Source organism: Amycolatopsis sp. A1MSW2902 (assembly GCF_017312175.1).
GTDB classification, from domain to species: Bacteria; Actinomycetota; Actinomycetes; order Mycobacteriales; family Pseudonocardiaceae; genus Amycolatopsis; species Amycolatopsis nivea.
Genome location: NZ_QJPO01000001.1, coordinates 4,339,412 through 4,363,234, shown reverse-complemented (window position 1 = coordinate 4,363,234; position 23,823 = coordinate 4,339,412). Strand labels below are relative to the sequence as shown.

Genomic DNA, 23,823 nt, shown 5'->3' with positions numbered 1-23,823 from the left:
GTCGTGGCTGTCTGCGCGAACGCTGCCCACGGACTCCCACTCTCGCGTGCAGACCGCGCAGCCGCTACCGCTCGGATCCTCGCTTCTCATCCGCAATGGTCGGATGTGACGATCGCCGCGAGGGCAGGTGTGTCGGACAAGACGGTCGCCGCACTTCGCAAACGCCTGGAGCTCCCGGTGCCCCGCGCGGCCCGCGCGGGTCGGCCGCGATGGTCGTGTTCGGCCGGTGGACCCGGCCGAGGGGCGACTGAGTGCGACTGAGTACCTGTCCACGGAACCGTCGGCGTCTATCAGGAAGGTAGCGGAGGCCGCCGGGATCACCCCAGCGACGGCGAAGGACGTCAGGGATCGCCTGCGTCGGGACGAGAATCCCCTGCCGCCGCGGTTACGCACCGGATCGCCGAAGGAAAACCGGACGAGCGAGCGCGGCTCTGACCTGGTTCCCTCGAACGTGGCCACCCTGCCCCCGCCGTCTGCTCGCGTGTCGAGCGACACGTTCGCGCAGCTCTTGCGCGATCCGTCGTTGCGGTTGACCGAGGGCGGCCGGGCAATTCTGCGGCTCCTGCACCTGCACACTATTGACGAGTCTGACTGGCGAACGGTGATCGACGGGGTGCCCGCGCACTGCAGCCGTGCAGTGGTGGACGCGGCTCGTGCCTGCGCGACGGCTTGGCACCGCGTCGCGGAGGAACTGGAGCGCCGCAAGTCCGACCACGAAGGCGTCGCGGCTGCGCGATGACCATCTCTCTGGGCGCGCTCAAGCGAGCGCGCCCAGCCGTGTCAGGAGATCAACCTCGGAATCTCCGAGCTCGAACTCACGCTTGCCCGGTCCGGGTGAACAGAGTTCCCGCGCTCCACACATGGTCCACCCGGCCCCAGCGAATCGCTGACAATACATCGGGAAAGAACCCACGTCCGTTGAAGTTCGCGCTGGTGTTGCACAACACCGGAACTCCGCTGAGCCGTCGATAGGCGTGAAGAATTTCCGCGAGGACGGCATCGTCTGTGTCGGAGACCGTTTGCAGCCGAGCACTGCCGTCCAAGTGTACGACCGCGGGGATGCGCTCCCGCCACTCCGGACGGACGTCGTGATCGAAGAGCATGTACGGGTCGGGTGTACCTGGGTCGAACACCGCCGGTGCCTCCTTCTCAAGGCAGATGGGCGCGACAGGCCGGTAATTCTCCCTTCCCTTGAGCGTATTGAGTTTGTCCTTCATGGCTGGCGACGTGGCCGGAGCGAGAATGCTGCGCCCGCCAAGAGCACGTGGACCGAGCTCAGCGCGGCCATTGAGCACCACGACGGGCTCGCCTGATTCGTGGATCAGAGCGGCAAGTTCGGAGGTGCTGCACCGCACTTTGGTCCATCCGGTCGGCAGTTCAACGGTCGGCCGCAGCTCCGGGCCAGATCGGACATGCCACGAAAAAGCCTGGAGACCGGAAGTTCTCGCCACCGCCAGCGCTGCTCCGCCGATAGCTGATCCCGCGTCGTTGGGGAACGGCGGAACCCACATTTCGCGGACGCAATCGAGTGATCGGATGCTGCTGTTCCACTTGATGTTCAGCGCGCAGCCGCCGGCAAAGCAGAGGTTCTGTGGCACCCCACCGATTAGCTCTCCGAGCCGCTCGGTCAACCGTCGGGAAAGCTGTCTGCCGAGGAACTCGTGGATGCTGGCGAGCGCGTCGGCGTCGGAATATCCGAGCGCGGCGACCTCAGCCTCGACCGCGTCGAAGAACCCGTGCAACGGCGGCATGGACGGCTCGAACAAACTGCCGAATCCGCCGACCCGGTCGCGATAGGAACGCGCCGGCTCTCCGGTGCCGGTGAAAAGGTGCTCGAATTCCCGGGCCAATACGGCCACTACCTGCTCGCGGGGTTCCCCTAGCGCGATATATGCCATCAGCTTTCCAGCGACTGTGAGGTCGTCGACGGTAGGTGACTGGACTTGTCGCCGGAACGGTCCGAAGTGGTGACCGGCTGTGGCATAGACGTGTCCGATTACGGGGAACAGCGCACCGAGGTTCTCGACACCTGTCGCCGGATCGACCCGGTACAGCCGGGGAAACAACCCGCCGTCCCAGACGAGCACGAACGATGCCTCGCCCCTAGCAGCGAAGGGGCTCGAGCAGTACGCGCTCACCACATGGCCCGCGACGTGCTGGTGGCTTGAGTAGGAATAGAATTTTCCGCCGAGTTGAAACTTTCCGGTCGCGCTCGGCATCAGTAGGTGCGGGCACTGCTCTGATTCGCGATAGGGACCGACCGCGAGGGAAATCGGCGATCCGTGGCTGAGAACCTCGACTGTTCCAGGGCGGTCGCCATCCCAGCCATCCACGACCCAGTCGTCCACATCAGATGGGCGAAATCCGAAGCTCTCGAGAATCTCGGTGACAATTTCGAGATCAGGGACTTCGCTGTACCTGGAACGGTTGTCCAGCTTCTCGATCTCCACACTGAAAACGAGATCGCCGTCGTCGATCAGTGCCACGGATGCGTCGTGGGTGAGCTTGAGCCCGCAAGTGATCACAGGTCGGTTCCTTTCGCTGTGCCGGTTGGCTCAGTTCGCGGTGGCACGAAACCGAGGCTGAACGGCTGGTCGGTAGGCATGATCTCGATCATGGTGATGTTCACGTGCGGAGGGCGGGAAAGGCACCAGGACACCGCTTCGGCGACGTCGTCCGCGTCGAGCGGGGTTATCCCGCGGTAGGTTTCCCGCGCTAATTCTCGATTTCCCCCGTGGCGTACGAGCGCGAACTCGGTCTCCGCTTTGCCCGGTGCGATACAACTGGCACGCACACCGGTTCCGTGGAGATCGGCTCGCATGTTCAGGGTCAACTGGTGCACGAAGGCTTTGGTAGCGGCATATACGTTCCCGCCGAGGTACGGGTAATTGCCGGCGATCGACCCTACGTTCACGACGTGGCCTGAGCCGCGTTCGACCAGGCGAGGAAGCAGCAGGTTGGTGACGTTAAGCAGGCCGACAACGTTGGTTTCGACCATCTCACGCCAGTTGTCCCAGATACCGGACTGGACCGGTTCGAAACCCTTCGAGAGACCGGCGTTGTTGATCACTGCGGAAACGTCCCGGAATTCCGCAGGGAGTCGATGAACTGACTGTGCGAGTCCTTCCCGATCTCGCACATCGACTTCAAGCGGGAATACCGCCAAGTCCGTGTTCTTGGCACAGAGGTCTTCCAGTCGGTCGCGGTGCCGAGCGGCCGCGATGACGTGGTAACCCTCAGTCGCAAGCAGCGCTGTGGTGCGCATCCCGAAACCAGATGACGCGCCGGACACAAAGACCACACCACGGTTTCCGTTGTTCATTGTGTGCTCCTCGACAACTTGACGGTACTCGAGCCGCCCGCTCGGCCATCGGTCGCCTTCCCGGAGACGAGGCGCAAGAACCGGCCGAGGAATCCGTTGCCGTCCTTGCTGATCACCGATTCCGGGTGGAACTGGAACGAGCCCCAGTGCGAACCAAGAACTCCGTTGACTTCGCCGGTTAACGGATCGCTGCTGACCTGAAACTGGTGGCCCGGGACAGTTCTCCTGCCATCATCCATAGCGACGAAGGTGTTGTAGAAACCCATTTCGAGAGGAGTGCCGAAAAAGGAAATGTTCTTCTGAACGCCTTGGTTCGGATTCTCCTTGCGCAGAACCGGAAGGCCGAGCTGCACGCATAGCACTTGGTGACCGAGACACACCGAGACAAACGGGAGGTCGCCGGCAAGCCGTGCCCGGGTGAGCCGGTGAACTGCAGCGATCCGGGTATCGCTGACGTCCCGCGGGTCACCCGGCCCTGGGCCGACGATCATCAAGTCCGTGCCAGTCTCGACCCGAGGGTCCGACCAGCGAGTAATCCGCACGTCGTAGCCGAGTGCGGTGAGCTGGTGGCCCATCATGTCTGTGAACGAGTCCTCGGCGTCGACCAGACACACCCGAAGCCTGGCTGCGCGGCCTCGTGCCGTGACACGTGCGGTCGGTTCATTGATCCAGAAAGAAGACAACCTGCCCCGACGGTGTTCGAGCGCCGCGCAAACTCTCGGGTCCGCTGCCATCGCCGGCGCAGCGCCAGGCGCTTCCCCGCACGGCAGCTCCTGGCCGCCGCTGAACGCCGCGAGCAGCCCCGTGACCTTCGACCGCGTCTCGGCCGCTTCGGAGTACGGCCGTGAACCGCGGACGATGGTGGCACCGACGCCGATCTCGACGTCGCCGCGGGGACTGATCTCCGCTGTGCGGATCATGATGCACGAGTCGAGTGTCTGCACGCCTGCAGCGCTCCGGTCGAAAAGAGCCAGCGGCCCGCTGTAATACCGTCGACCTGTTTTCTCGTGCCGCATGATCGCGGCTAGTGCGCTTGTCAGCGGGCTGCCGGTTACCGTTGGCGCGAACAGGCTGCGCCGAAGCACTTCAGGGAGGGAAAGCGCGGTCCGGCCGCGGAGGAGGAACTCGGTATGCGTGAGCTTCTGCATTTCCCTGAGAGGGTGTTGTGGAACCTGGTGATCGGTTCGGTGTGTCGGTGGTGGTAGTGGCGTGGTGTTGATCATCGGGTCGGGTGTGTGTCTGTGTGTGCAAGCCGGTTTATGCGTCGTCGTTGACGGATGCGCAGTGGGCGGTGATCGAACCGCTGCTGCCCAGAACGCATCCGAGCGTGGGCGGGCGGCCGCGGGTGCATGCGCGTCGGCTGGTGATCGACACGATCAGTTATGTGCTGGCCAGCGGGTGTGCGTGGCGGCTGGCGCCGCGTGATCTCGCGCCGTGGACCACGGCGTATCGGGTGTTCGCCGCCTGGACCGCGGACGGCACCTGGGCCCGGGTGCACGACGTGCTGCGCGGCCGGGTCCGCGAACGCGACGGCCGCGACCCGCAGCCCTCGGCCGGGGTGCTGGATTCGCAGTCGGTGAAAACCGTCGAGGGCGGCGAGGAGATCGGCTGGGACGCGGGGAAACGGGTGCGCGGCCGCAAACGGCACTTGCTGGTCGACACGCTCGGGCTTCTGCTGAACGTGGTGGTGGGGTCGGCGTCGGTGCAGGACCGGCCCGGGGCCCGCCGGATCCTGACCGGGATCCGGCGGGTCTTTCCCCGGCTCGGGCTGGTGTGGGTCGACGGCGGCTGCGTCAATTCCAAAGACGCCACCCTCGTGGACTGGGCCCGGCAGCGGGAGAACCTGGAGATCGTGGCGGTGCCCCGCAACGCCGATGTGGCAGGCTTCCAGGTGCTGCCCCGCAGGTGGGTGGTGGAACGAACCTTCGGCTGGCTCACGAGGTGCAGACGCTTGACCCGCGACTACGAACGCAAAACCGCCCATGCCGAGGCGATGATCCAGTTCGCGATGATCCGGCTCATGGCCGCCCGCCTCGCCGACGAACACATCGAACCCCGCGGCCCCATCGAAACCGAAGCAGCACGCCGCCTAGCAGAAGAGCACAACGACTACCCACCCAGGTTCCACAACACCCTCTGAGGAACGGGCCCTGTACAACCACACCTCGTTCGCAGATGCGAGACATCATCTTGAGCTCCTCGTCGACGACCATGAAGAGCTCGTCCGTCTCCTTCGAGTCTTCGAGAAAGGAAAGGAGACCGGTGAGGTCGGGCCCGGTGGACGGATGTCGGTACGTGCCGCTGATGGGGTTCATCGTGACGGTACGGTCACGGACACTGATATGTCGCTCGGGCGTCGCACCGACGAACGTCGTTCCCGCTACGTGTACCAGGAACGTCCAGTAGGCACCGCGTTCGCCGACAAGAAGGCGTTGGAAGATTCCCAACGCCCTGGCGATGCGGAAGTCGGCGATCCGTGCGGTGAGCGACCGTTTGACGACGAAGTTCGAGCCCTGGCCGGTTCCGACTTCAGTCCTGATCACCTCTGTGACCTCTTGGCGTATTCGTCGTCGTCCTGGCTGAAGCGGACGTCAGTCAGCTCACCGGATGTCATGGGCAGCCGCTCGACGGCGATATCCAGGGGAAGGCTTTCCCGATAGGCGACGCGCAGAGCGAGAAGCGCGGCGTCGTCCCGATGACACGGGTGGCCGAACTCGCCGATCACGTTGTAGGGCAAGACCGCAAGCACGCTCTGCGAACTCTCTTGAACGAGCTTCGTCAGAGCGGAGAAGCTGGCGACCGGGAAGGAATCTCCTGCTAGAAGTTCGACCTGCGGGCTGGGGTGCGCCTGCGGTCTGTGCAGCAGCGCGAAATCCTTATGTCCGAGACCGGTCAGCGCGCCGAAGTCGGGCCACCCCCGTACGGAAGCAGTGCTCATGAAGCCGACTTCGTTGTTGCGGTGAGTGAGCGGAGCACGGATACGGTCGGCAGCACGAGGGCCGAGCGTTCGGCGAGGTAGCGCAGCGCCATTTCGTGATAGTCGGCGGTGAAGTCGGCGACCGCGTCACCGACGAGAAAAGGTTGAACGTCGTGGGTGAAAGCATCGATCGCGGTCACCATGCAGCCGACATGGGCATAAACGCCGCAGATGATGAGTTGGTCGCGTCCTTGCTCGTGGAGAAACTCCAACAGGTTCGACCGGAAAAACGCGCTGTAGCGCCACTTGGTGAACACTGTTTCGGTGGCCAGGGGAGTCAGCGGCTCCACGATGGCCCGGTCACCTTCCGCGGAAGACATTCCCGCACCCCAGAAGCCCTGGAGAAGCCCCCGTTCGGCGGGACTCATGCCGCCCGGCTGAGCGGTGAACGCCACTGGTACCCCCACAGAGCGGCATTGCTCGACGAGGAGCGCGCAGTGATCGACCAATTCGACCACCGGGGATTCGCCAGCGGGGAAGAACCGAACGAAGTACTCCTGCATGTCATGGACGAGAAGCGCTGCCCTTTCGGGATTGAGCACCCAGTCGACGTACTGGCTAGGCAGGTCTGATGGATCCGGCATTGCATACGCGGCAATCGAAGGAACGGTCATGAAAAACCTCGTCCGGGCAGGTTGCGGGCGGGAGCCAGCGGATGTCACTGAGCGAGAAAAGGGCCCGCCAGCTCGGGAATGATCGGGAGCGGACGCTACGTACGACCAGGTAAAGCCGTCAAGCCAGCGCCCGCCCTGCGGGGAAGTGACCAGAATCACGGTAGATTTCGTAGTTGATCGTGCTGGCGACGCGCTTGACTTCCGGATGTCCTAGATTTCGAACCGGCAGCGATGACGAGGAGTTCGGTGATCCGCAAGTTTTCGGTGATTCATGCGGCGGACAAGGCACCGGATGCGGTCGAGGCCGGTCGCGTCCTCGGTCTGGCGGACCTCGAGATCTTTCGCGCCTACTACATCGAGTTCGACACTGATCCCGGCGATACGCAGATCGCTGAGGTTTGTGCGGTGCTGGGAGCGGCCGCCGGCGTGATCGCGGAACCAGACAGGCCGTTACGGGACGACGAGGTGCAGATCACCTACCGGAACGGGGTGGTGGACAACGAATGCCAGTCGATAGTGACTATGTGCTCCTTGCTGGGGATCTCCGCCTGCGCCGGGAAAATGGCGACCATTTACCGTTCATCGGCACCGGACCTCGCAAGCCGGCTTCGGGAAACACGGGTGAACCCGACGATCGAGGAGCTGCACGTCGAGGAGCCCCGCTACGAGACGTTGCTGCCTGCTGGGTACCAGGACCGGGCGGAACACTACGACCTCCGTGCTGCTGACGAGGAAGGGCTGCGGGAACTCGGTACGGCGAGTGGGCGCAACCTTTCGCCAGAGCAGATGCGGCGTATTCGGGATATTCAGGTGCAAACCGGTGCGGCGTGGACCACTGACGTCTTGCTGGAGGCGCTGGACGCTCGCTGGAGCGACCACTGCGCGCATACGACCTGGAAGTCGCTGGGGAACCTGCTGAAGAAGCTGGCTGACGCCTCGGCGGCTACCCGCAACCCGAATATCATCAGCATGTTCCATGACAATGCCGGGGTGTGGTCTTTCTACGACGGACAAGCGATCGTAGTCAAAGCCGAGACGCACAACGGTCCCTCGGCGATCTCCGCTTACTTCGGGCAGCTCACGAAGGTCGGCGGCGTTCTGCGCGACATTCTTGGCACTGGACTGGGGGCCGATCCCATCGGCAATTTCGAGTACACTGCGCTGGGCCTTCCCGGATCCGCGGCCCCAATCGCGGGCAGGCCGGCGGCACGAGAACTGGCGAGGGACACGATCCGGGCTGTCAAGGAGTACGGCAACACCTTTGGCGTCCCGATGATGTCTTCGCGGATGTCTTTTCACCCCGCTTATCGGGCCAAGCCGTTCGCTTTGGGCGGCAGCTTGGGGATCCTTCCCTCGGAGCTGGCCGATAAGCGAACGCCGCAGGCGGGAGACTTGGTAGTGCTCATCGGGGCGCTGACCGGAAACGAGGGGATTCATGGTGCGTCGGCCAGTTCCGCGGGCGCGACAATGGACGTCGGTGCCGTCCAGATCGGAGCACCGCTGGAACAGGTCAAGTTTCGCAAGGCGCTGATCGACCTGCGAGACGCGGGGTGCCTCCGCGCTCTCACCGACGTTGGCGGTGCGGGCCTGAACAGTGCTGTGGGCGAGATCGGGGAACCGACGGGGGTATGGATCAACACCGCGCTGGTTCCGCTGAAGACCGCTGCCCTCCCTATGTGGCGCATCTTGTTGTCGGAATCGCAGGAGAGGATGCTGCTGGCGATTCCGCCTGAAGCCCACGCAGCGGCGAAACGGATCCTCGATCGCCACCAAACCCGGAGCGCGGTCATCGGCCGGTTTTCCGGTAACGGGCGGTATTGCGTTTTCCACAACCTGTCGCAAACCGAAGATGACATCCTGGCGTGTCAGCACGGTGACATGCCTGACGAAGTCGGTGACCGCGGGTTCGACGTTCCCTACGCGCTGCTTGAGTTCGATGTACCGCACCGCGCCACGTCTGGTACCCCCGTCCGTCGATTGCCGGACGTGCAGTGGCCCACGATGGGCATCGGCGAGATGGGCAGGCTCTTGGCGGAGGTCGTAGCCGACGGCGAGGTCTGTTCCCAGCACTACGCCGACTCGCAATACGACTCGACAGTTCAAGGGAACACCCGGCATGGCCCGAGATACGGAGATGCCCACCCGGCGCGGAGCGGATACTGGGCAGGCACCCCGATCGACGGGTGCCCGGCCGCGGCGGTGGTGACGACAGCCTTCAACCCATGGTTGTTCGAGATCGACCCGGTTGCCGCCCTCCGGCATACATTCTGCGACGCGGTCGCAGGTCAGGTGCTGGCGGGCGTCGACCTTGCTGACATCTGCTTGTGCGACAACTTCTACACGCCGCATCAGTCCGAGAGCTGGGCCGAGTGGCTTGTCGCGATGGTCGACGAGCTCGCTGCGCTGGTGCGCCGCTTCGGGGTGCCGGTGTTGTCAGGCAAGGACTCTTCAGCGGGGTCCATCGCGACGGACGAAGGCATGGTGCACGTGCCACCCGCGGTGTTCCTGACCGCGCTGGGGAAACTCCCGAACGCCGACGGACTCGTATCAGAGCAATGGCGCGGCCTCGGCAACGTGGTGGCACTCATCGGGCCTCGCACGCCATCGCCGGCTGGAACCGTCGCGGCGCGCAAACTGGGTCTTCCCGACAGCCAGCTGGATCCGATTGGCCTGGAAGCCTTCAGCCGGTATCTGGGCGCGCTCGCCGGCCACCGCGGCCGGTTCGCCAGCGGTGTCCGGCTGGGACCAGGCGGCCTCATGTCCGCACTTGTCCAGGCTTCGCTCGCGAGCGGACTCGGCATCGATGTGGTCGAAGGCATGTCCGGCATCGGGTCGATGTTCGCTGAACACCGTGCGGGCGCTCTGATAGAAGTCCCCGCCGATGTGTTCGCCTCGCTGCCGCCCGAGCTCGACGCGATCGAAGTCGGGCGGGTGTCCGCCAGCGCGGGGGTTCGCGTCGGCGGCGAAGAGCTCTTGACACCGCTCGTCCGTGAGAACTGGCTGGAATCATTCGCCCGGAGTCTGGCATGACCGTTACCGTCAACGTTCTCCACTTCCCCGGCACCAACTGTCAAGACGAGACTATGCGAGCTTTCGCTCAGGTCGGTGCGGCACCACGGCTGCGCTATCTCGCCGATCTCATGTCCGCGGACGAACGACTCGACGACGCCGATCTCCTCTGCGTCCCGGGCGGATTCTCGTTCGGGGACCACCTCGGCGGTGGCCTCATCGCCGCGCTGGCCTTGCGCACTCAACTGGCCGAACAGTTCCGCAACTGCCGCTCACGGCCGATGATCGGCATCTGCAACGGCTTCCAGATTGCTGTGCGCCTCGGGTGTTTCGGTTCTGACGTGGCACTCAGGACCAATCGGCAGGGCACCTTCCTCGACGAACCTTCCGCTGAACACATCGTCGAGCACACCGCGGACAATGTCTGGCTGGCCGGGCTTGAGGGGCAGAAACTAGCGTTCCCGCTGGCTCACGGCGAAGGCCGGTTCGAGTGCAGCGATCCGAAGGGCGGTGAGCAATGGCGCCCGGCGCTCCGCTACGCGAAGGGTGCGGAAGTCGACGGCTCCGCCGGTGCGATCGCCGGCATCGGCAGCGTGGACGGTCTGACATTGGGCTTGATGAACCACCCGGAGCGGGCCGCTGATCCCGCCGTGCGGCTGGCTTTTTTCGAGAACGGAGTGCGCGCGGCAAGGTGACGGTCGCTTGCCAGGGCACGAACGCGCGGAAGGCAACGGATGGCAGAGGGACGTACTACGCAGCAGTTCCGCTTGTCTCCTGGGCAGGAACGGCTGTGGTTGCTGCACCACCTGAAAACGGACAGTGCGGCCTACCATGTCGTCTTGCCGCTGGAGTTCCGGTCTGTCGTCGATGAGCACGCCTTGCGCTCGGCCCTGCGTTCGCTGATCGAGCGCCATCCGCAGTTGCGCACCACGTATCACGATCATGACGTCGAAGGTTTTGCCTATCAGGTGGTGGGCGGCCCGTTCACTGTTCCGTTCGAAACGGTGAAACAGCCGGTCGGCGGCTGGGAACATGCGGCCAGGGCTGCTGCGGCGCAACCGTTCGACCTGACGTCCGTGCCGCCGCTCCGATGCGAGTTGGTGCGAGGCGGTCTTGAACGGGACGTGTTGCTGTTGGTGATGCACCACTTGCTCGTAGACGGCGAGTCGCTGTCGATCATCGAGAGGGATTTGGAAAGGTTCTATGGCGCGAGTTTAGGGAACCACGCCACCGGGTTGTCCAAGCTGACGACGACCTACGCCGACTACGTAGCCGGGATCCGCGATGACGGGAGCCTGGAATATTGGGCCGGACGGCTACGCGGTTTCGAGAGGACGACACTAAACGCGGACTTCGTCCGGCCCGCTGAACCGGACGGTGCAGCCGCGCATGTCGCGTTTGGGTTGCCAGCCGAACTGTGCGGCGCGCTACAGGACCTCGCCTTCCGGGAACGCGCGGCTTTTTCCAGCGCAGTGGCGGCCGCGTTCATCGCGCTGTTGTCGTGGCGGACCGCACGACGGGACATCACCATCGGCTCGGCGCTGATGGGCCGACCCGATCGCGGCTTTCAGGACGTTGTCGGTTTCTTCTCCCAGACCGTCGCGCTGCGCGCTCGAGTCGGTGAGGATGTCTCGTTCCGCCAACTGATCTGCCACGTGAACGATCGGCCGCTCGAGGCACATGAGCACCAGTCAGCACCCTTCGAACGAGTGGCGGCGGTCGCGGAGCCGAAGCGTCCGCTCGACCGCAATCCCATCTTCGACGTGGCATTCGTACACCAAGGAGCGCGGCCGGACCGTGATGAGGCGCTTTTGCGGATGCTGGATTGGCAAGAGCCAGAACTCCGGTTCGATCTCGAACTCGACACGCGGGTCACCGCGGACGGCCAACTTGAGGGAACGCTCGGCTACCGGCGCGACCTCTACACGAACGCCACGATCACGGTACTTGCGCAGCAGTTGGTCATGCTGCTTCGCACTGCGACTGCTGCTCCGGATCGGCCGCTCGCCGACCTCGACCTGCTGTCGGCTGCTGATCGGGCAACGTTGCTGAAGTGGGGGAGCGCCGCCGGTGCAGTGCCTCTGCCGCAGTCGTTCAATGAGCTATTCGAAACTCAGGTCGCTGCGACGCCAGACAACATCGCAGTGATCAGTGCTGGTTCGGAGGTTACGTACTCGGAGCTGAACGCCCGTGCCAACCGCCTGGCGCGGTGTCTGGTCGATGCTGGTGCCCGCCCAGAGACGTTCGTCGCGGTTGGAGTGCCGCGTTCGATCGACATGGTCGTCGCTGTGCTGGCGGTGTTGAAGTCTGGTGCCGCTGTGTTGCCGATCGACCTCACGTACCCCTGGGACCGCGTCTCTGTCATGCTCGCCGACGCGCGGCCGATTGCGCTGGTCGGCACCGCGCCCGGGCAGACTGGGCTCACCGCCGTTCCGCTGCACGGAGAGCAGCAGCGAGCGGATTCGAATCTCACGGAGGCCGATCGCCTGAGCCCGCTGGAACCGTCGAATGCCGCGTTCCTGTACTACACATCCGGATCAACCGGCCGGCCCAAGGGCGCCGTGATCACCCATTCGGGATTTTCGAGTATCAAGGAAGCCCAGAGCTCGCATACCGGAGCGGGGCCTGAGAGCCGGATTCTCCAGTTCGCGTCGCTGAGTTTCGACGTCTCGCTGTCGGAGTTCTGCTTCGCGCTGCTTCATGGCGGTGCGCTGGTGCTGGCGCCGACCGAAGAACTGCTGAACCCCGAATCGTTGCGAGAACTGACCCACCGCACTGGGGTGACCCATTGCAATTGCACCCCTTCGCTCCTCGCCACTTTGCCGGTCGACGTCTTCCCGCCCGACATGACGCTGATCATGGGAGGCGAGGCTCCTAGTCCCGAACTAGTCCGGAAGTGGGCGCCGGGCAGGAAGCTCTTCAATTTCTACGGCCCCACCGAAGCCACCATCTTCGTCACGGCGAGCGAACCCCTCGTGGTGGGCGAGACAGTTCAGATGGGCAGACCCGTATGCGCTCGGCGGGTCTTCGTTCTTGACAGCGAGCTCCGTCTGGTGCCCATCGGTGTAGCCGGCGAACTCTACCTCGGGGGCGAGGGGCTCGCCCGCGGGTATCACGGCCGTCCCGCCCTCAGCTCGGAACGCTTCGTCGCGAATCCCTTCGGCCCGCCTGGATCTGTGCTGTACCGCACCGGCGACCTCGTCCGCTGGACCGCGCACGGTGAACTCGAGTTCGCCGGCAGGTGTGACAACCAGGTCAAGGTCCGTGGTTTTCGTGTCGAACTCGGTGAGGTCGAATATGTCATCGCGAAGCACCCGGGGGTCGGCCAAGCGGTCGTTGTCGTCCGGGAAGAAGCCCGGGCGGACCGCCGCCTCATCGCCTACTTCGTCCCGGCGTCGGAGCCCGGGCCGACAGCCGGCGATCTTCGGCAAGCGGTCATGCGGGAGCTTCCCGCCCACATGGTTCCTGCCGCGTTCGTCGAAGTCGGGCAACTGCCACTCTCGCCCAACGGAAAGTTGGACACGTCAGCGCTGCCATCGCCGACCTACGTCGAACAGCGCTCCAGCAGGCCTCCTCGGAACCGCGAGGAAGAAACGGTCTGCACAGTGTTCGGAGCCGTCCTCGGCATACCCGAGGTAGGGGTCAACGACAACTTCTTCGAAATAGGCGGAGATTCGCTGCTCGCTACGAAGGTGGTGGCGCGGCTGCGTCAAGTCTGCGGGAAAGCCCCAGTGATTCGTGACTTCTTCCGCGAACCGACGGCGGCCGCGATCGCGGCAAAGATCATGCTCGACGCCACTCGATCAGAACCGGTAAAGACTGCGCCCAAACGAATTTCGGGCGTAATTTAGGCTGTCGGGGGTGTCGGCGGCGAGGCCGCCGACACCCATTCATTCCGTCAGTTGGCGTTCGCCAATGCGCCGGACGATCGGACGGCGCTCTTGACGGCGTTCGCCAAGGCCCCCGCCGACTGCACGGATTTCTTGACGGTGTTCGAGCTGAGTCCTGCCGGTTTGACCGTGCTCTCGATGCTGTTCGCCATTCTGCACCTCATGGTTTCTTGATGCGAAATTTACCTTATCTGACAGTGCCTAGGAAGCCGTAGTGATTTCCGCCGACACCGTTTTGAGGCTAGCATGGCCGGTAAATGAGTCAAAGGGACGAGGTTAGATGATTGGCGGCTTTCCATTCTCTTCGGAAATAACGCAGCATCACGAGGGTGACGATCTCGTCATACGTTTCCGGTCGGCCGCCGAGCGCGCGGGCATAACCCGGCTGGCTGACGTTACCGGGCTGGATGATGTTGATGTTCCGGTGTATCTTGCTATCCGGCCGTTCGCGAAGTCTTTGACGGTCGGCATCGGCAAAGGCATGGAACGATCACAAGCACGGGTCGCGGCGATGATGGAGGCGATCGAACTCTGGCACGCCGAAGAGATCGATCTGCCGACCAGGACGCTGCCCTGGTCCGCAGCCGGGCGGCCGGGGACGGTGAATCCCGGTCGGCTGCCCGCAGCTCTGAATGCGGAAGCTGGCTCACCGTCCGGGGCAACTGAGTGGATCAAAGGCATTGACCTGGTCACGGGCATGCGGACCTGGGTGCCCAAGCTCGCAGTCTCCATGGATTTCGTCGACTTCGACGCACACACCTGTCCGGTAGCGCGAAACTCCAACGGGCTCGCCTCGGGTGCAGTGCGTGACCAGGCGATTTTGCACGCGCTCGACGAGGTTATCGAGCGAGACGCGGAGTGGCGGTGGCGGAACAATGACGTCAGCGCTCGCGTCGCACTGAATACGGTGGATGATCCTCGCTGGCGAGCGCTTTCGGCGAAGCTCTCAGCAGCGGGTCTCGTTTGCGCGGTCTGGGATGTTACGTCCGAGGTGGGCGTGCCGGTGTTCGGTTCGGTCGTGGTCCCCGACCCGGACCACGCGCCGTGGCGCAAGGTCGGCGCTCACGACGGGTTTGCCGCGCATCCTGATCCGGTCAAGGCGCTGTTGGCGGCAGTCACCGAGGCCGCGCAGAAACGCCTGACCTACATCTCCGGCAGCCGTGATGACCTGAGCAGACAGGAACTTGCCCGAGCCAACGACCAGCAACTGACCGCGGCAGTGCTGGCTCAACTGGCTGAAGAGCCTGAAGTCGTCGACTTCCGATCGGTGGAGTCGCTGGCGACCAACGACTACCGCAGCGACGTCGAAACGGTGCTGACCCGGCTCGCCAATATCGGTTACGACCAGGTCGTACTCGTGGATCTCACGCGTGAGGACCTCGGCGTTCCTGTGGTCAAGGTGCTGGTGCCGGATATGTTAGGATCGGTTGGTGCGTCTGCGCCACCCGCGTTGATGTCGGTCGCGGAAGAGGCGGGCGCGTGATCCAGATGCGTGAGGACGCAGTCGTTTTTCTCGGCCCGAGCCTCGCCCGCGACAAGGCCGAGCAAATCGTTTCGGCGCGGTTCCTCCCGCCAGCCGCCATCGGCGACGTCTACCGGGCTGCACTCACCCAACCGTCGGTCATCGTCATCGTCGACGGGTACTTCGAAGGAGTACCCGCAGTTTGGCACAAGGAGATCCTCTATGCGATTGACCAGGGTATTGACCTACACGGGTGCTCAAGCATGGGGGCGTTGCGGGCAGCTGAGCTCAAGCAGGCAGGCATGACCGGGTCAGGGGCCGTCTACGATCAGTATGCCTCGGGGCGGCTCACCGATGATGACGAGGTCGCTGTCGCGCACGGAGACGCGGAGACCGGTTACCGATCGATTTCTGACGCAATGGTGAACATCCGCCACGGACTTGAAACCGCGCAGGCGCTTGGCCTGGTTTCGCAGTCGGCCGCCGAGGTTCTCGTCAGGAAGGCGAAAGAGCTCTTTTATCCGGAGCGGCATTGGTCTGCGGTACTGCAGGCGGCTGAGGAAATTCCCGAGGTGCCAGGCATCGAGGCCATGGCACTCCGCGAATTCGTTATGGCGGGCGCACCGGATCTCAAAGCCCAGGATGCGATTGACACTCTGACGGCCTTGGCCGCCGGGCGGTTGCCGAAGGGGCCCCGGTTCGAAGGCGGTTTTCCGCGAACTCAAGCCTGGACGGAATTCGTGCTGCACGAGCGCGCTCGCTAGCTGCCGGAGCGGTGCCTCACCGCAGTTGAGGCACCGCTCCGAAGAAGACCTGTCGCGAGGTCAGATCTCGAGATACTGGCCTGTCTCACGCCACCAGTCCTGGCCGGCCTCGTCGAGCGTAGAAATCGGGTCGTAGTAGGGATATCGGCGGCGCAGGATTTCCTCGTCGCTGGTGTCCTCGGTGCGCTCGGTACCGGTCCGGTAGTTCTTGGTCCAGTAGGAGATTCCCTTGTCCCGGTCGTACTCGTCGACCTGGTGGACCCACCGTTTGCCGACGTAGGGGACGTCACAGACGACCCGGGGGGTCGCGTAGCCGGGGAGGTAGCCCATGATGCGGTGCTGCAGTTCCTGCGCTTCCCACACAGAAAGCCTCCAGTGCTCCGCGTTCGGGATCATGTCGCACATGTAGAGGTAGTAGGGGAGAATGTTGGCTTCGCCGTGGAGCGCGAAGCACAGCGACAGAAGCGTTGCGGCGGAGTCGTTGATTCCGCGCATCAGGACTCCCTGATTGCGGATGTCGCGCACACCGCGGTCGAGGGCGGCGCGGCTGGCCTCCGCCACGAGCGGGGTGACCGTGTGGACGTGGTTGATGTGTGTGTGGATGGAGAGGTTCACGGCTCGCTGGCGGGCGAGCGTAGCCACCCTTTCGATGCCGTCCAGTACCTTCGGCTGGAGCCAGTGCTGCGGCAGCCCCGCGAGTGCCTTGGTGCCCATTCCGATGTCGCGGATGTGGTCGATTTCCAGTAGTCGCAGCAGGAAAGACTCGAGCTGGGGCCAGGGCACGTTGGCGACGTCGCCGCCGGAGACCACGACCCCGCATACGCTTGGCGTCCGCTGGAGGTAGCCGATCATCGCGTCCTGACGGTCGACCGGGCGCAGCTCCAGCTTGTTCTTGGCCACCTGCGGCGTCGAGTTGCCGACGAGGTCCATGCGGGTGCAGTGCCCGCAGTACTGCGGGCAGGTGGAGGTGAGTTCGGCAAGGACCTTCGCCGGATACCGGTGAGTCAGCCCTTCCACCGCCCACATCTCGGCCTCGTGCAGCGAATCGCGTTCCGAGTACGGATGGCTCCGCCAGACAGTGTTGCGGTCCGACGCGACTGGGATCATGTACCGGCGGATCGGGTCGGCGAGGAACGCCTCGGTGAAGTCGTCCGGGTTCGCCGAGGCGAAGGGCGCCATCGTGTTGAGCATCTGCGGCGTGACGAGCATGGACATCGTCGCACCGGTCCGCTGGTCCTCTACGAGGTCGGTGTAGAAGGACTCGCGGAGCAGAGGGCCGGCCAGCGCCCGCAGCTGCGGGACAGAGCGCACGCAGTGAACCCGTTGCCACTGAGGGTCGCGCCACTGCGCTTCGGTCACGTCGGCCCAGCCCGGCAGCCGTCGCCAGTCCGGTTCGACGAGCTCGCGTCGGCGGTAGCCCAGCTGGTCCTCGTGCACGACCGGTGCGTCACCGGTGTTCCCGTCGGCGGTCGCCAGGGCCGATTCCTGCAGCGAAGTCATTCAATGATCTCCATTCGATTCCGCGGTAGATTCGCGGCGAGAGTGACGCCCTGAAAGTTTTCTGGCGCTATCGACGATGATCGCTGCAAATAGGAACGTCAATGCCGCTCAACCGGCACGGCGGATTTTGCGTGCGAACGCCAAGAGACGGCGAGGGCCGTTGCGATCAGGACACCGACGGCCCCGGCCCCGCCGATCACGACGCTCACGGCGAAGTGGCCGGCGAACAACCCGCCGAGCAGCACGTCGCCGCCCTGGAACAGGTTGAGCACAGTCATCCGGAGCCCGAATGCCTGCCCCCGTGCGGAATCAGGGACTTCCATGACGAATGCCGCGCCCGCGGGCAGGTCGTAGCAGGCCGCGACGCCGGACAGGACGTAGGCGGCCACTACGACGGGGAACGGAGGGGAGAACAGGCAGACGGCCAGCACGGCGCACGAGACAACGGCTAGCGGCCCCATCCACTGCAACCGGCGCGAGGGTGGCACGAGGCGCACGAACAGCCACATTCCGATCACTGTTCCAGCCGGCACGAGAGGAAAGAGGACCGCCGCCTGCCAATCGCCGCCGCCGAGCTCGGCGGCGTACGGGGCGATCAGTCCTTCTGGGACGATCAGGAACCCTGGCAACACAGCCAGGAGCCACAGGGCGCGAAGTCTCCCTGAGCGCCAGATCAGCCGCACGCATGCCGTCATTGAGGTCCAGAGGGTGCCGAGGCCCGATCGTTCGTGTTCGGTCTTCGCCGCAGGCCGGGCATGCACACCTCTTCGCAGCACCAGGGCCGACAACAGGAATGTAATCGCGTTCAGCAGGAGCGCGACGGTCGTGCCCAGCCAGATCACCAGGGTGCCGCCCAACGCGTATCCGGCGACGAAAGTGAGCTGGACAGTCATGGTGCCTATTGCGGAGGCGGCGACGTACTGCTCCTTCGTCAGAGTCTGGGCGATCACCCCCACTCGCGCGCCCGTGAAGGGCGCCTGCAGCATCTGGACCAGTACGACCAGGGTGCACAACAACCAGAGGGCATGCCCGGCACGACCATCATCGTGACCAGGCCCGCGCGGACGAGGTCGGTGACGATCATCACCGCGCGCCGCGGAAACCGATCGGCGAGCCCGGACAGCAACGGACCGGAAACAAGGTCCGGGAGCAGGGTGAGTGCGTAGGTCAGCGCAGTCAGGCCCGCGGATCGGGTCCGCTCGAAAACCAGCAGCGTTAAGGCGACCCTGGCAAGCTGATCTCCGATTTCGGACAGGACCATGCTCGCGTAAACAGCACGGTACTCGCTGATGCGGAGAAGCTCAGCGAACTTCACCGGGCGCTCCGAGGTGTCCGTTGACAACAGTTTCTCCTGCTGGTCAGGGTGCCGTAACGCGGGTCCGGACCAGCGGCAGAACGGGCGCGGGAAGCTGCTTGCGGTCGATCTTCCCGCTGGTGGTCCTCGGGAACTCGGTGACGACGTCGAGGTAGCTCGGGATCATGTAGACCGGAAGGCGGGATGCGAGCAGGCTCAGGACCGAGTTCCGGTCGACCTCCCGCTCCGGGGCGTCAGCGACCGCGAACGCGATGAGCTCGGAGTAGCCATTGCCTTTGTACACCGCGACGCATGCGGACCGGATGTCGCCGTGCTCGCTCAGCACCGACTCGATCTCGGCGAGCTCAACCCGGAAGCCGCGCACCTTCACCTGACCGTCGATACGGCTGAAGAACTCGAGCTCCTCGTCGTCGTTCCACCGGACGAAGTCCCCAGTCCGGTAGCTACGCTTCGGACCGCTCCCGCCCAAACCATCGACCATCGGGAACCTCTCCGCGGTGAGGGTGGGATCGTTGACATACCCGCGGGCGAGGGTGTCCCCGCAGATGATCAGCTCGCCCTTCTCCCCGTGCGGAACAGGAACGAGGTTCTCGTCCACGACGTGCAGTTCGTAACCGGCAAGCGGTCGGCCGATGGTCACCGGCCTGCCCGGCACGCACTCGGCCGAGGTTGAGTTGATCGTCGCTTCGGTGGGGCCGTAGACGTTGAAGATCCGCAGGCCCGGCCGAGACCAGCGGTCGACGAGCTGAGCGGAGCACACCTCGCCGCTGAGGACGAGCGTACGCAAGGAAGGGATCGGCCGGGACATCGTGGCGAGCATCGTCGGGACCGTCGAGGAATACGTGATGCCCAGGTCTGCCACATATTTGGCGAGATCGTCGCCATACCGCGGAGCGTCAGCCTCCGGGACGACGAGAGTCGATCCGTTCGAGTATGCCATCCAGATCTCTTCGACCGAGCCGTCAAAGCTCATCGGAAACCCTTGGTAGACGCGGTCGCCCACGCTTGTCGCGCACACTTCGTTGAACGCGTCAACGTATTCGCTGACCTGGCCCTGCTCGGCCATGACGCCCTTGGGACGCCCGGAGGTGCCGGAAGTGTAGATGACGTAGGCCAGATCGGTCGGGCAAACGCCGACCTCATCGTCGCGCAACCGCGCAGTCGACGCCGCCGACGGCTCGTCAGCCGACAGTGCCGCGATGCCCCCGAACGTGGCTGACCATTGTTCCTCGAGCGCTGATTCGGTTACGCAGAGGAAAATCTCCAGTTCGTCGACGATGTGGCGGATTCGCTCGGCGGGCCAGCCTCGCTCGAGCGGCACATACGTCACGCCTGCCTTGTGACAGGCGAGGACGGCGAGGACGGGCAGTTCGGAGCGGTTGAAGTAAAGCCCGACCGCACGGCCGCGTCGGCCACCTGCCCGCCGGATGCGCAGCGCCAGCTGATTGGCTCGGGCATCGACCTCCCGGTATGTCAGCCGAGCAGCGCCGCATTCGAGAGCCACTGCTTCTGGCGTCGAGTCAGCCTGGCACTCGAAGACTTCGTCGAGGCAGCGGGCATATGCCTTGGTCAACAGTAAGGGTCCTTTCAGAGATTGGCTTGCGGCCGGGTCACTCGGACGGCACAGCTGTGCGCAGAGCTACGACCGCCTGCCAGAGCGAACCGGCCGTCGAGAACGTCGCGTCGGTCAGATCATCGGGTGCGAATCTGACCTCGAAGCCGGATTCCAGGGCAGCGAGAAGCTTCAGCCGACGGATCGAATCGAGGCCGTACTCGACGGTGCGCAGTCCGTCCGTGATTGGTTTATCGTCGCCGAGCACCGGAAGATGTTGGGACAGGATTTCGTCGAACTTCGCACGGGAGGGTTCGGATGTCATTTCGGATTTCCAGTCGTCGTAGCGGTCAAGCGCTGTGGAATTCTTCTTCCAATGCGGTCGCGAACTCCGTTGCTTCAGTCGCTGAGTTCCCGATCGCGGTGTATTCGAACTTTTGGCTCGGTGTCACTGCCATCGTCACGATGACCCCGGTTTTCGCGGCGTGGTCGAAATCGAGGCCGTTGGCCTCGATACGCTTTCGCGTGTCAGAGAAGTTGTGGTCGGTGTGGCGGACCTTCGTGACTATGTGCTTGCCGCCTTGCGCGGCAATGCCGAGCACGCGCTCGGCGAGGTGGTGGACATGGGTCGAACCCCCGTCACGGACATTGATCTCGTTGACGAGCACCGGGCCTGACGGCGTCGCCATCCCGTCGACGCTCATGAAGCCTCGATAGCCCAATGACCGGACAGTCTCGGCGAGCTTCAGCGCGTCGGTCCTGAAGCCTTCGTAACCGGATATTTCGGTGATGCCCCCGGGAACGGCGATGCCGTCGTTGGTCGGCGACATCAGCATCTCCCCGCGGCCAAATTTCTGAATTCCGTCATGGGAAAGGTTGAACTCCAAGTAGACCGGAAGGCATCCCGGTACGTACGACTCGATCACGACACGCTCGCGGCCCCCGTCGGAATATCGGGGCCAGTTGCTCGCAAGGTGCCACAGCACCTCGTGCTTGCTGCTCAGATGCACGGCGGTTAGCGCGCCGATCGCTTCGTCGTCCGGCAGCGGGTGCAGGACTTCGTTGCCATTGCCGCCGCATTGGCGGTGCTGCTTGACGATCACCGCTCGCCCGGCCGCTATCTCCTGGGCCGCGTAGTCGGCTGCGTGATCGGGATCGGTTGTCACGACGCCCTCGGCGATCGGAATGCCCGCAGCCCTGGCGATCGCCCGGAAATGTGCCTTGCTGTTCAGCATCCGGACTCCGCCCTCGTCGGCGAAGCCAAACCCGGGTGTAGTTTCCGCGACTCTCGCCGCATGGGAGATCGCAGCCGCGACCTGGTCGAAGTAATAGGGAGCGACCTTGCTGACTTTGTGCTCAACCGCCAGTTCGCCGAATTGGGCGAGGAAACTCCGGTTACGCGCGCACGCGGCGGAAACCGTCCCTCGGCCCGGATAGCCGACCGGAGTCTCCACGAAGGCCAGCGACTGCAGGTCGGTCTGCGTCAGATCGGTCACGTATTCGGCGAACTCACGGGCTGGGGCGATGGGAAGGACGACGATGTCGAAGTCGTCGGCACCCCAGAGCACCCGCTGGCTGCAGATGCCAATCCCTTCCAGTCCCTCAGACGGGTACCTAGCCCCTTCGCCGACAAGTTCAGCGGTGAGGATGTTTCCCAGGAGGATTTTGCTCATCGGCTCTCTTTCAGAAGGGGGACGCATCCGGTCGCGTCAGGCGACCCATTGCGCAATCGGTGCGGGGAAGCTGGCATCGACCGAGCACAGCGGATTCTCGAACCGGGCCAGCCACGCACTGACGGTCTGTTCGTCGAGGACATCCGTAGAGTACTCGACCTGGAGTACCAGGCCTTCCTGTTCTTCGACACACACGACCATCAAGTCAGTCCTAGCCGCGTCAATCGGAACGTCGAGGACCTTGGCTTCAACTCCAGGAAGTTCGAGGTCCTCGGACACGTCGTGGTTCATGGAGAACCCCACCACTGTCCCGCCTTCGACAGCAGTCACCAGGCGACGGTCGAGTGCCCGGACGAGCGGCTGGGGCAGTTCCTGGTGATCTAGCGCAGACGATATCTGCCGAGCGACTGCTCTCAAAAGAGAACCTACGGTCTCTTCCTGTGCGAATCGAACACGAATAGGAAGAGGATTGGTGAATAGCCCTGGCAGTATTTCTGCAGCGGAGTCTGATCGGTTTGCAAAACTTCTGGTTATCAGTACGTCGTTGTTGCTGCTCAGAATTGACAGGAGTCGAGTGAACGCCACCGTGAATACCGTTACGCCGGCCCGGTGCGCCGTTTGGCTGAGTTCAGCGCGAAGGGCGTCGCCAAGGCGATGACAAACCAGTCGACCCGCCCCGGAGGGCAGGAGGGGGCGAGCCTTCGGAAACGGCAGCCGGACACCCGCACGCGCGCCGACGAGCTGCTCATGCCAGTGAGCGGTCGCGGCCTTTGAAGCATCGCCCGTATTCCGTCGCACGTAGTCGATAAACTGCTCTGGCGAGTCCTCGTCAATTCTTCCTCCGCGGACAATCTTGCGATAGAGGGAGCTCAGGTCAGCGAGCAAAGCGGATACGGACACCGCATCCGTCAAGATGTGATGCTGCAGGAGAATCAATGTCCACTGGTCGGGACCAGACCTCGCGAGACCCACCCTCATGGACGCATCGGAAAGGAGCGAGAAAGGGATGTGCGCAATTTCAGTGCACCATTGGTCCAGGGCAGCGCTGATCTCGTCTCTCGTTGACACCGGATCGCGTAAATCTGTGGTGATAATATTGAGTCGTTCGAAGCGAAGGACTTGTTGAGCGAGCACTTCGCCGAGCCATGCGAATCTCGTGCGCAACACCTGATGACGCTTGACCAGTTGAGTAAGCGATCCAACCAGCGCTGCCACATCGAGAGTGCCGGAAAGATCGACGCGAACAGGTACGTTCCAGACCTCGGGTCGAGGGGCCGCATCGTGACGCAACGCTACCTGCCGCTGGATCGGTGTCGCGGGGCCAGTTCTCTCGACCAAGCGCAGGGATTCGTCGTCGAGATAACGGAGAATTTCCTGCTTGTGCATTGTCAGCTGCGCTGCGAGTTCCTTGGTCAATACCTCTTCGGGTGCGTCGAACGCAAGGTCGTCGCCCTGGATCGTAAGCTGTACGTCCAGAACGGCAAGCTGTCCAAGCAGCTCACCTACGTCCATCTTCGATTCTCCGAAGTATTATCTCAGGCGGGGTTCGCGCTGTGCTCCATGAAGTTGAACATCCAGGCGACTGAGTTCAGGTCGGTGTGGTCCTAGCCTACTCGGGCCTGTTCGATCTCGGGATTCCGAGGTTGAACACTGCAACTGTTTTGACGGCATGGTCCACCGATTCGCGGGATGCGTACTCCATCGAACAGCTCCACCGCAGGCTGCCTGCCGACGCCGTCTTCGTC

At 63.8% G+C, this 23,823-nt stretch carries 20 protein-coding genes and 1 pseudogene; 8 read left to right on the top strand and 13 right to left on the bottom strand.

The features are described from left to right. The first annotated feature begins 226 nt into the window (after positions 1-226). Positions 227-739 carry a hypothetical protein gene (locus DMP23_RS19960; RefSeq protein ID WP_337824515.1) on the top strand — a complete coding sequence of 171 codons (513 nt, stop codon included), beginning with the start codon at positions 227-229 and terminating at the stop codon, positions 737-739. A gap of 76 nt (positions 740-815) precedes the next feature. Here the strand turns inward: DMP23_RS19960 and DMP23_RS19955 are convergent, their stop codons facing one another. Genes DMP23_RS19955 through DMP23_RS19945 form a run of 3 tightly spaced genes read right to left on the bottom strand, consistent with a single transcriptional unit; the run spans position 816 to position 4,470 of the window. Further along, positions 816-2,525 (bottom strand): carbamoyltransferase N-terminal domain-containing protein, encoded by a 1,710-nt coding sequence (locus DMP23_RS19955; RefSeq protein WP_337822064.1) that lies wholly within the window; start codon positions 2,523-2,525, stop codon positions 816-818. After that, a complete protein-coding gene (locus tag DMP23_RS19950; RefSeq protein ID WP_337822063.1) occupies positions 2,522-3,322 on the bottom strand; it encodes an SDR family NAD(P)-dependent oxidoreductase in 801 nt (266 codons plus the stop codon). The genes DMP23_RS19955 and DMP23_RS19950 overlap by 4 nt, the downstream gene beginning before the upstream one ends. Continuing rightward, positions 3,319-4,470: an anthranilate synthase family protein gene (locus DMP23_RS19945; RefSeq protein WP_337822062.1), complete on the bottom strand. Its 1,152-nt coding sequence runs from the start codon at positions 4,468-4,470 to the stop codon at positions 3,319-3,321. Before DMP23_RS19945 ends, DMP23_RS19950 begins: the two co-directional genes overlap by 4 nt. An 83-nt stretch (positions 4,471-4,553) precedes the next feature. On the opposite strand from DMP23_RS19945, the gene DMP23_RS19940 reads away from it, so the two are divergent. Beyond that, positions 4,554-5,462: an IS5 family transposase gene (locus tag DMP23_RS19940; protein ID WP_337822061.1), complete on the top strand. Its 909-nt coding sequence runs from the start codon at positions 4,554-4,556 to the stop codon at positions 5,460-5,462. 28 nt (positions 5,463-5,490) lie between these two features. Here the strand turns inward: DMP23_RS19940 and DMP23_RS48055 are convergent. The 3 genes and pseudogenes from DMP23_RS48055 to DMP23_RS19930 form a co-directional block, all read right to left on the bottom strand. Then, a pseudogene (locus DMP23_RS48055) lies at positions 5,491-5,865 on the bottom strand (chorismate-binding protein); the annotation flags it as partial. Continuing rightward, positions 5,862-6,260 (bottom strand): hypothetical protein, encoded by a 399-nt coding sequence (locus tag DMP23_RS19935; protein WP_337822060.1) that lies wholly within the window; start codon positions 6,258-6,260, stop codon positions 5,862-5,864. The pseudogene DMP23_RS48055 and the gene DMP23_RS19935, both read right to left, overlap by 4 nt. Next, the gene (locus DMP23_RS19930) at positions 6,257-6,913 is read right to left on the bottom strand and encodes an isochorismatase family protein (RefSeq protein ID WP_337822059.1); all 657 of its coding nucleotides are present in this window, start codon (positions 6,911-6,913) and stop codon (positions 6,257-6,259) included. Before DMP23_RS19930 ends, DMP23_RS19935 begins: the two co-directional genes overlap by 4 nt. Before the next feature lie 246 nt (positions 6,914-7,159). Here DMP23_RS19930 and DMP23_RS19925 point away from each other — a divergent pair, with 246 nt between their 5' ends. From DMP23_RS19925 to DMP23_RS19900, 6 genes are all read left to right on the top strand, one after another. Further along, positions 7,160-9,943 carry an AIR synthase-related protein gene (locus tag DMP23_RS19925; RefSeq protein ID WP_337822058.1) on the top strand — a complete coding sequence of 928 codons (2,784 nt, stop codon included), beginning with the start codon at positions 7,160-7,162 and terminating at the stop codon, positions 9,941-9,943. Continuing rightward, entirely contained in the window at positions 9,940-10,617 is a 678-nt protein-coding gene (locus tag DMP23_RS19920) for a phosphoribosylformylglycinamidine synthase subunit PurQ (RefSeq protein ID WP_337822057.1), read from the top strand. The genes DMP23_RS19925 and DMP23_RS19920 overlap by 4 nt, the downstream gene beginning before the upstream one ends. A 39-nt stretch (positions 10,618-10,656) precedes the next feature. Then, the gene (locus DMP23_RS19915; protein ID WP_337822056.1) at positions 10,657-13,773 is read left to right on the top strand and encodes a non-ribosomal peptide synthetase; all 3,117 of its coding nucleotides are present in this window, start codon (positions 10,657-10,659) and stop codon (positions 13,771-13,773) included. Positions 13,774-13,824: 51 nt separating this feature from the next. Further along, complete coding sequence (locus DMP23_RS19910) at positions 13,825-13,986, top strand: hypothetical protein (protein WP_337822055.1); 162 nt, start codon at positions 13,825-13,827, stop codon at positions 13,984-13,986. Positions 13,987-14,092: 106 nt separating this feature from the next. Next, the gene (locus DMP23_RS19905) at positions 14,093-15,295 is read left to right on the top strand and encodes a YcaO-like family protein (protein WP_337822054.1); all 1,203 of its coding nucleotides are present in this window, start codon (positions 14,093-14,095) and stop codon (positions 15,293-15,295) included. Positions 15,296-15,300: 5 nt separating this feature from the next. Continuing rightward, on the top strand, positions 15,301-16,038 hold the full coding sequence (locus DMP23_RS19900; protein ID WP_337824416.1) for a TfuA-like protein: 738 nt from the start codon (positions 15,301-15,303) through the stop codon (positions 16,036-16,038). A 60-nt stretch (positions 16,039-16,098) separates the two neighbouring features. Here DMP23_RS19900 and DMP23_RS19895 read toward each other — a convergent pair whose 3' ends face one another. The 7 genes from DMP23_RS19895 to DMP23_RS19865 form a co-directional block, all read right to left on the bottom strand. After that, positions 16,099-17,538, bottom strand: coding sequence for a KamA family radical SAM protein (locus DMP23_RS19895; protein WP_337822053.1), 1,440 nt, complete (start codon positions 17,536-17,538; stop codon positions 16,099-16,101). 98 nt (positions 17,539-17,636) lie between these two features. After that, positions 17,637-18,524 (bottom strand): MFS transporter, encoded by an 888-nt coding sequence (locus tag DMP23_RS19890; protein WP_337822052.1) that lies wholly within the window; start codon positions 18,522-18,524, stop codon positions 17,637-17,639. Beyond that, complete coding sequence (locus tag DMP23_RS19885) at positions 18,485-18,880, bottom strand: hypothetical protein (protein ID WP_337822051.1); 396 nt, start codon at positions 18,878-18,880, stop codon at positions 18,485-18,487. Before DMP23_RS19885 ends, DMP23_RS19890 begins: the two co-directional genes overlap by 40 nt. Before the next feature lie 16 nt (positions 18,881-18,896). Continuing rightward, on the bottom strand, positions 18,897-20,426 hold the full coding sequence (locus DMP23_RS19880; RefSeq protein ID WP_337822050.1) for an amino acid adenylation domain-containing protein: 1,530 nt from the start codon (positions 20,424-20,426) through the stop codon (positions 18,897-18,899). Between the two features lie 37 nt (positions 20,427-20,463). Next, positions 20,464-20,730 carry an acyl carrier protein gene (locus tag DMP23_RS19875; protein WP_337822049.1) on the bottom strand — a complete coding sequence of 89 codons (267 nt, stop codon included), beginning with the start codon at positions 20,728-20,730 and terminating at the stop codon, positions 20,464-20,466. A 25-nt stretch (positions 20,731-20,755) separates the two neighbouring features. Further along, positions 20,756-22,078 carry a peptide ligase PGM1-related protein gene (locus DMP23_RS19870; protein ID WP_337822048.1) on the bottom strand — a complete coding sequence of 441 codons (1,323 nt, stop codon included), beginning with the start codon at positions 22,076-22,078 and terminating at the stop codon, positions 20,756-20,758. Positions 22,079-22,114: 36 nt separating this feature from the next. Next, positions 22,115-23,590: a condensation domain-containing protein gene (locus DMP23_RS19865; RefSeq protein WP_337822047.1), complete on the bottom strand. Its 1,476-nt coding sequence runs from the start codon at positions 23,588-23,590 to the stop codon at positions 22,115-22,117. Positions 23,591-23,823: the final 233 nt, after the last annotated feature.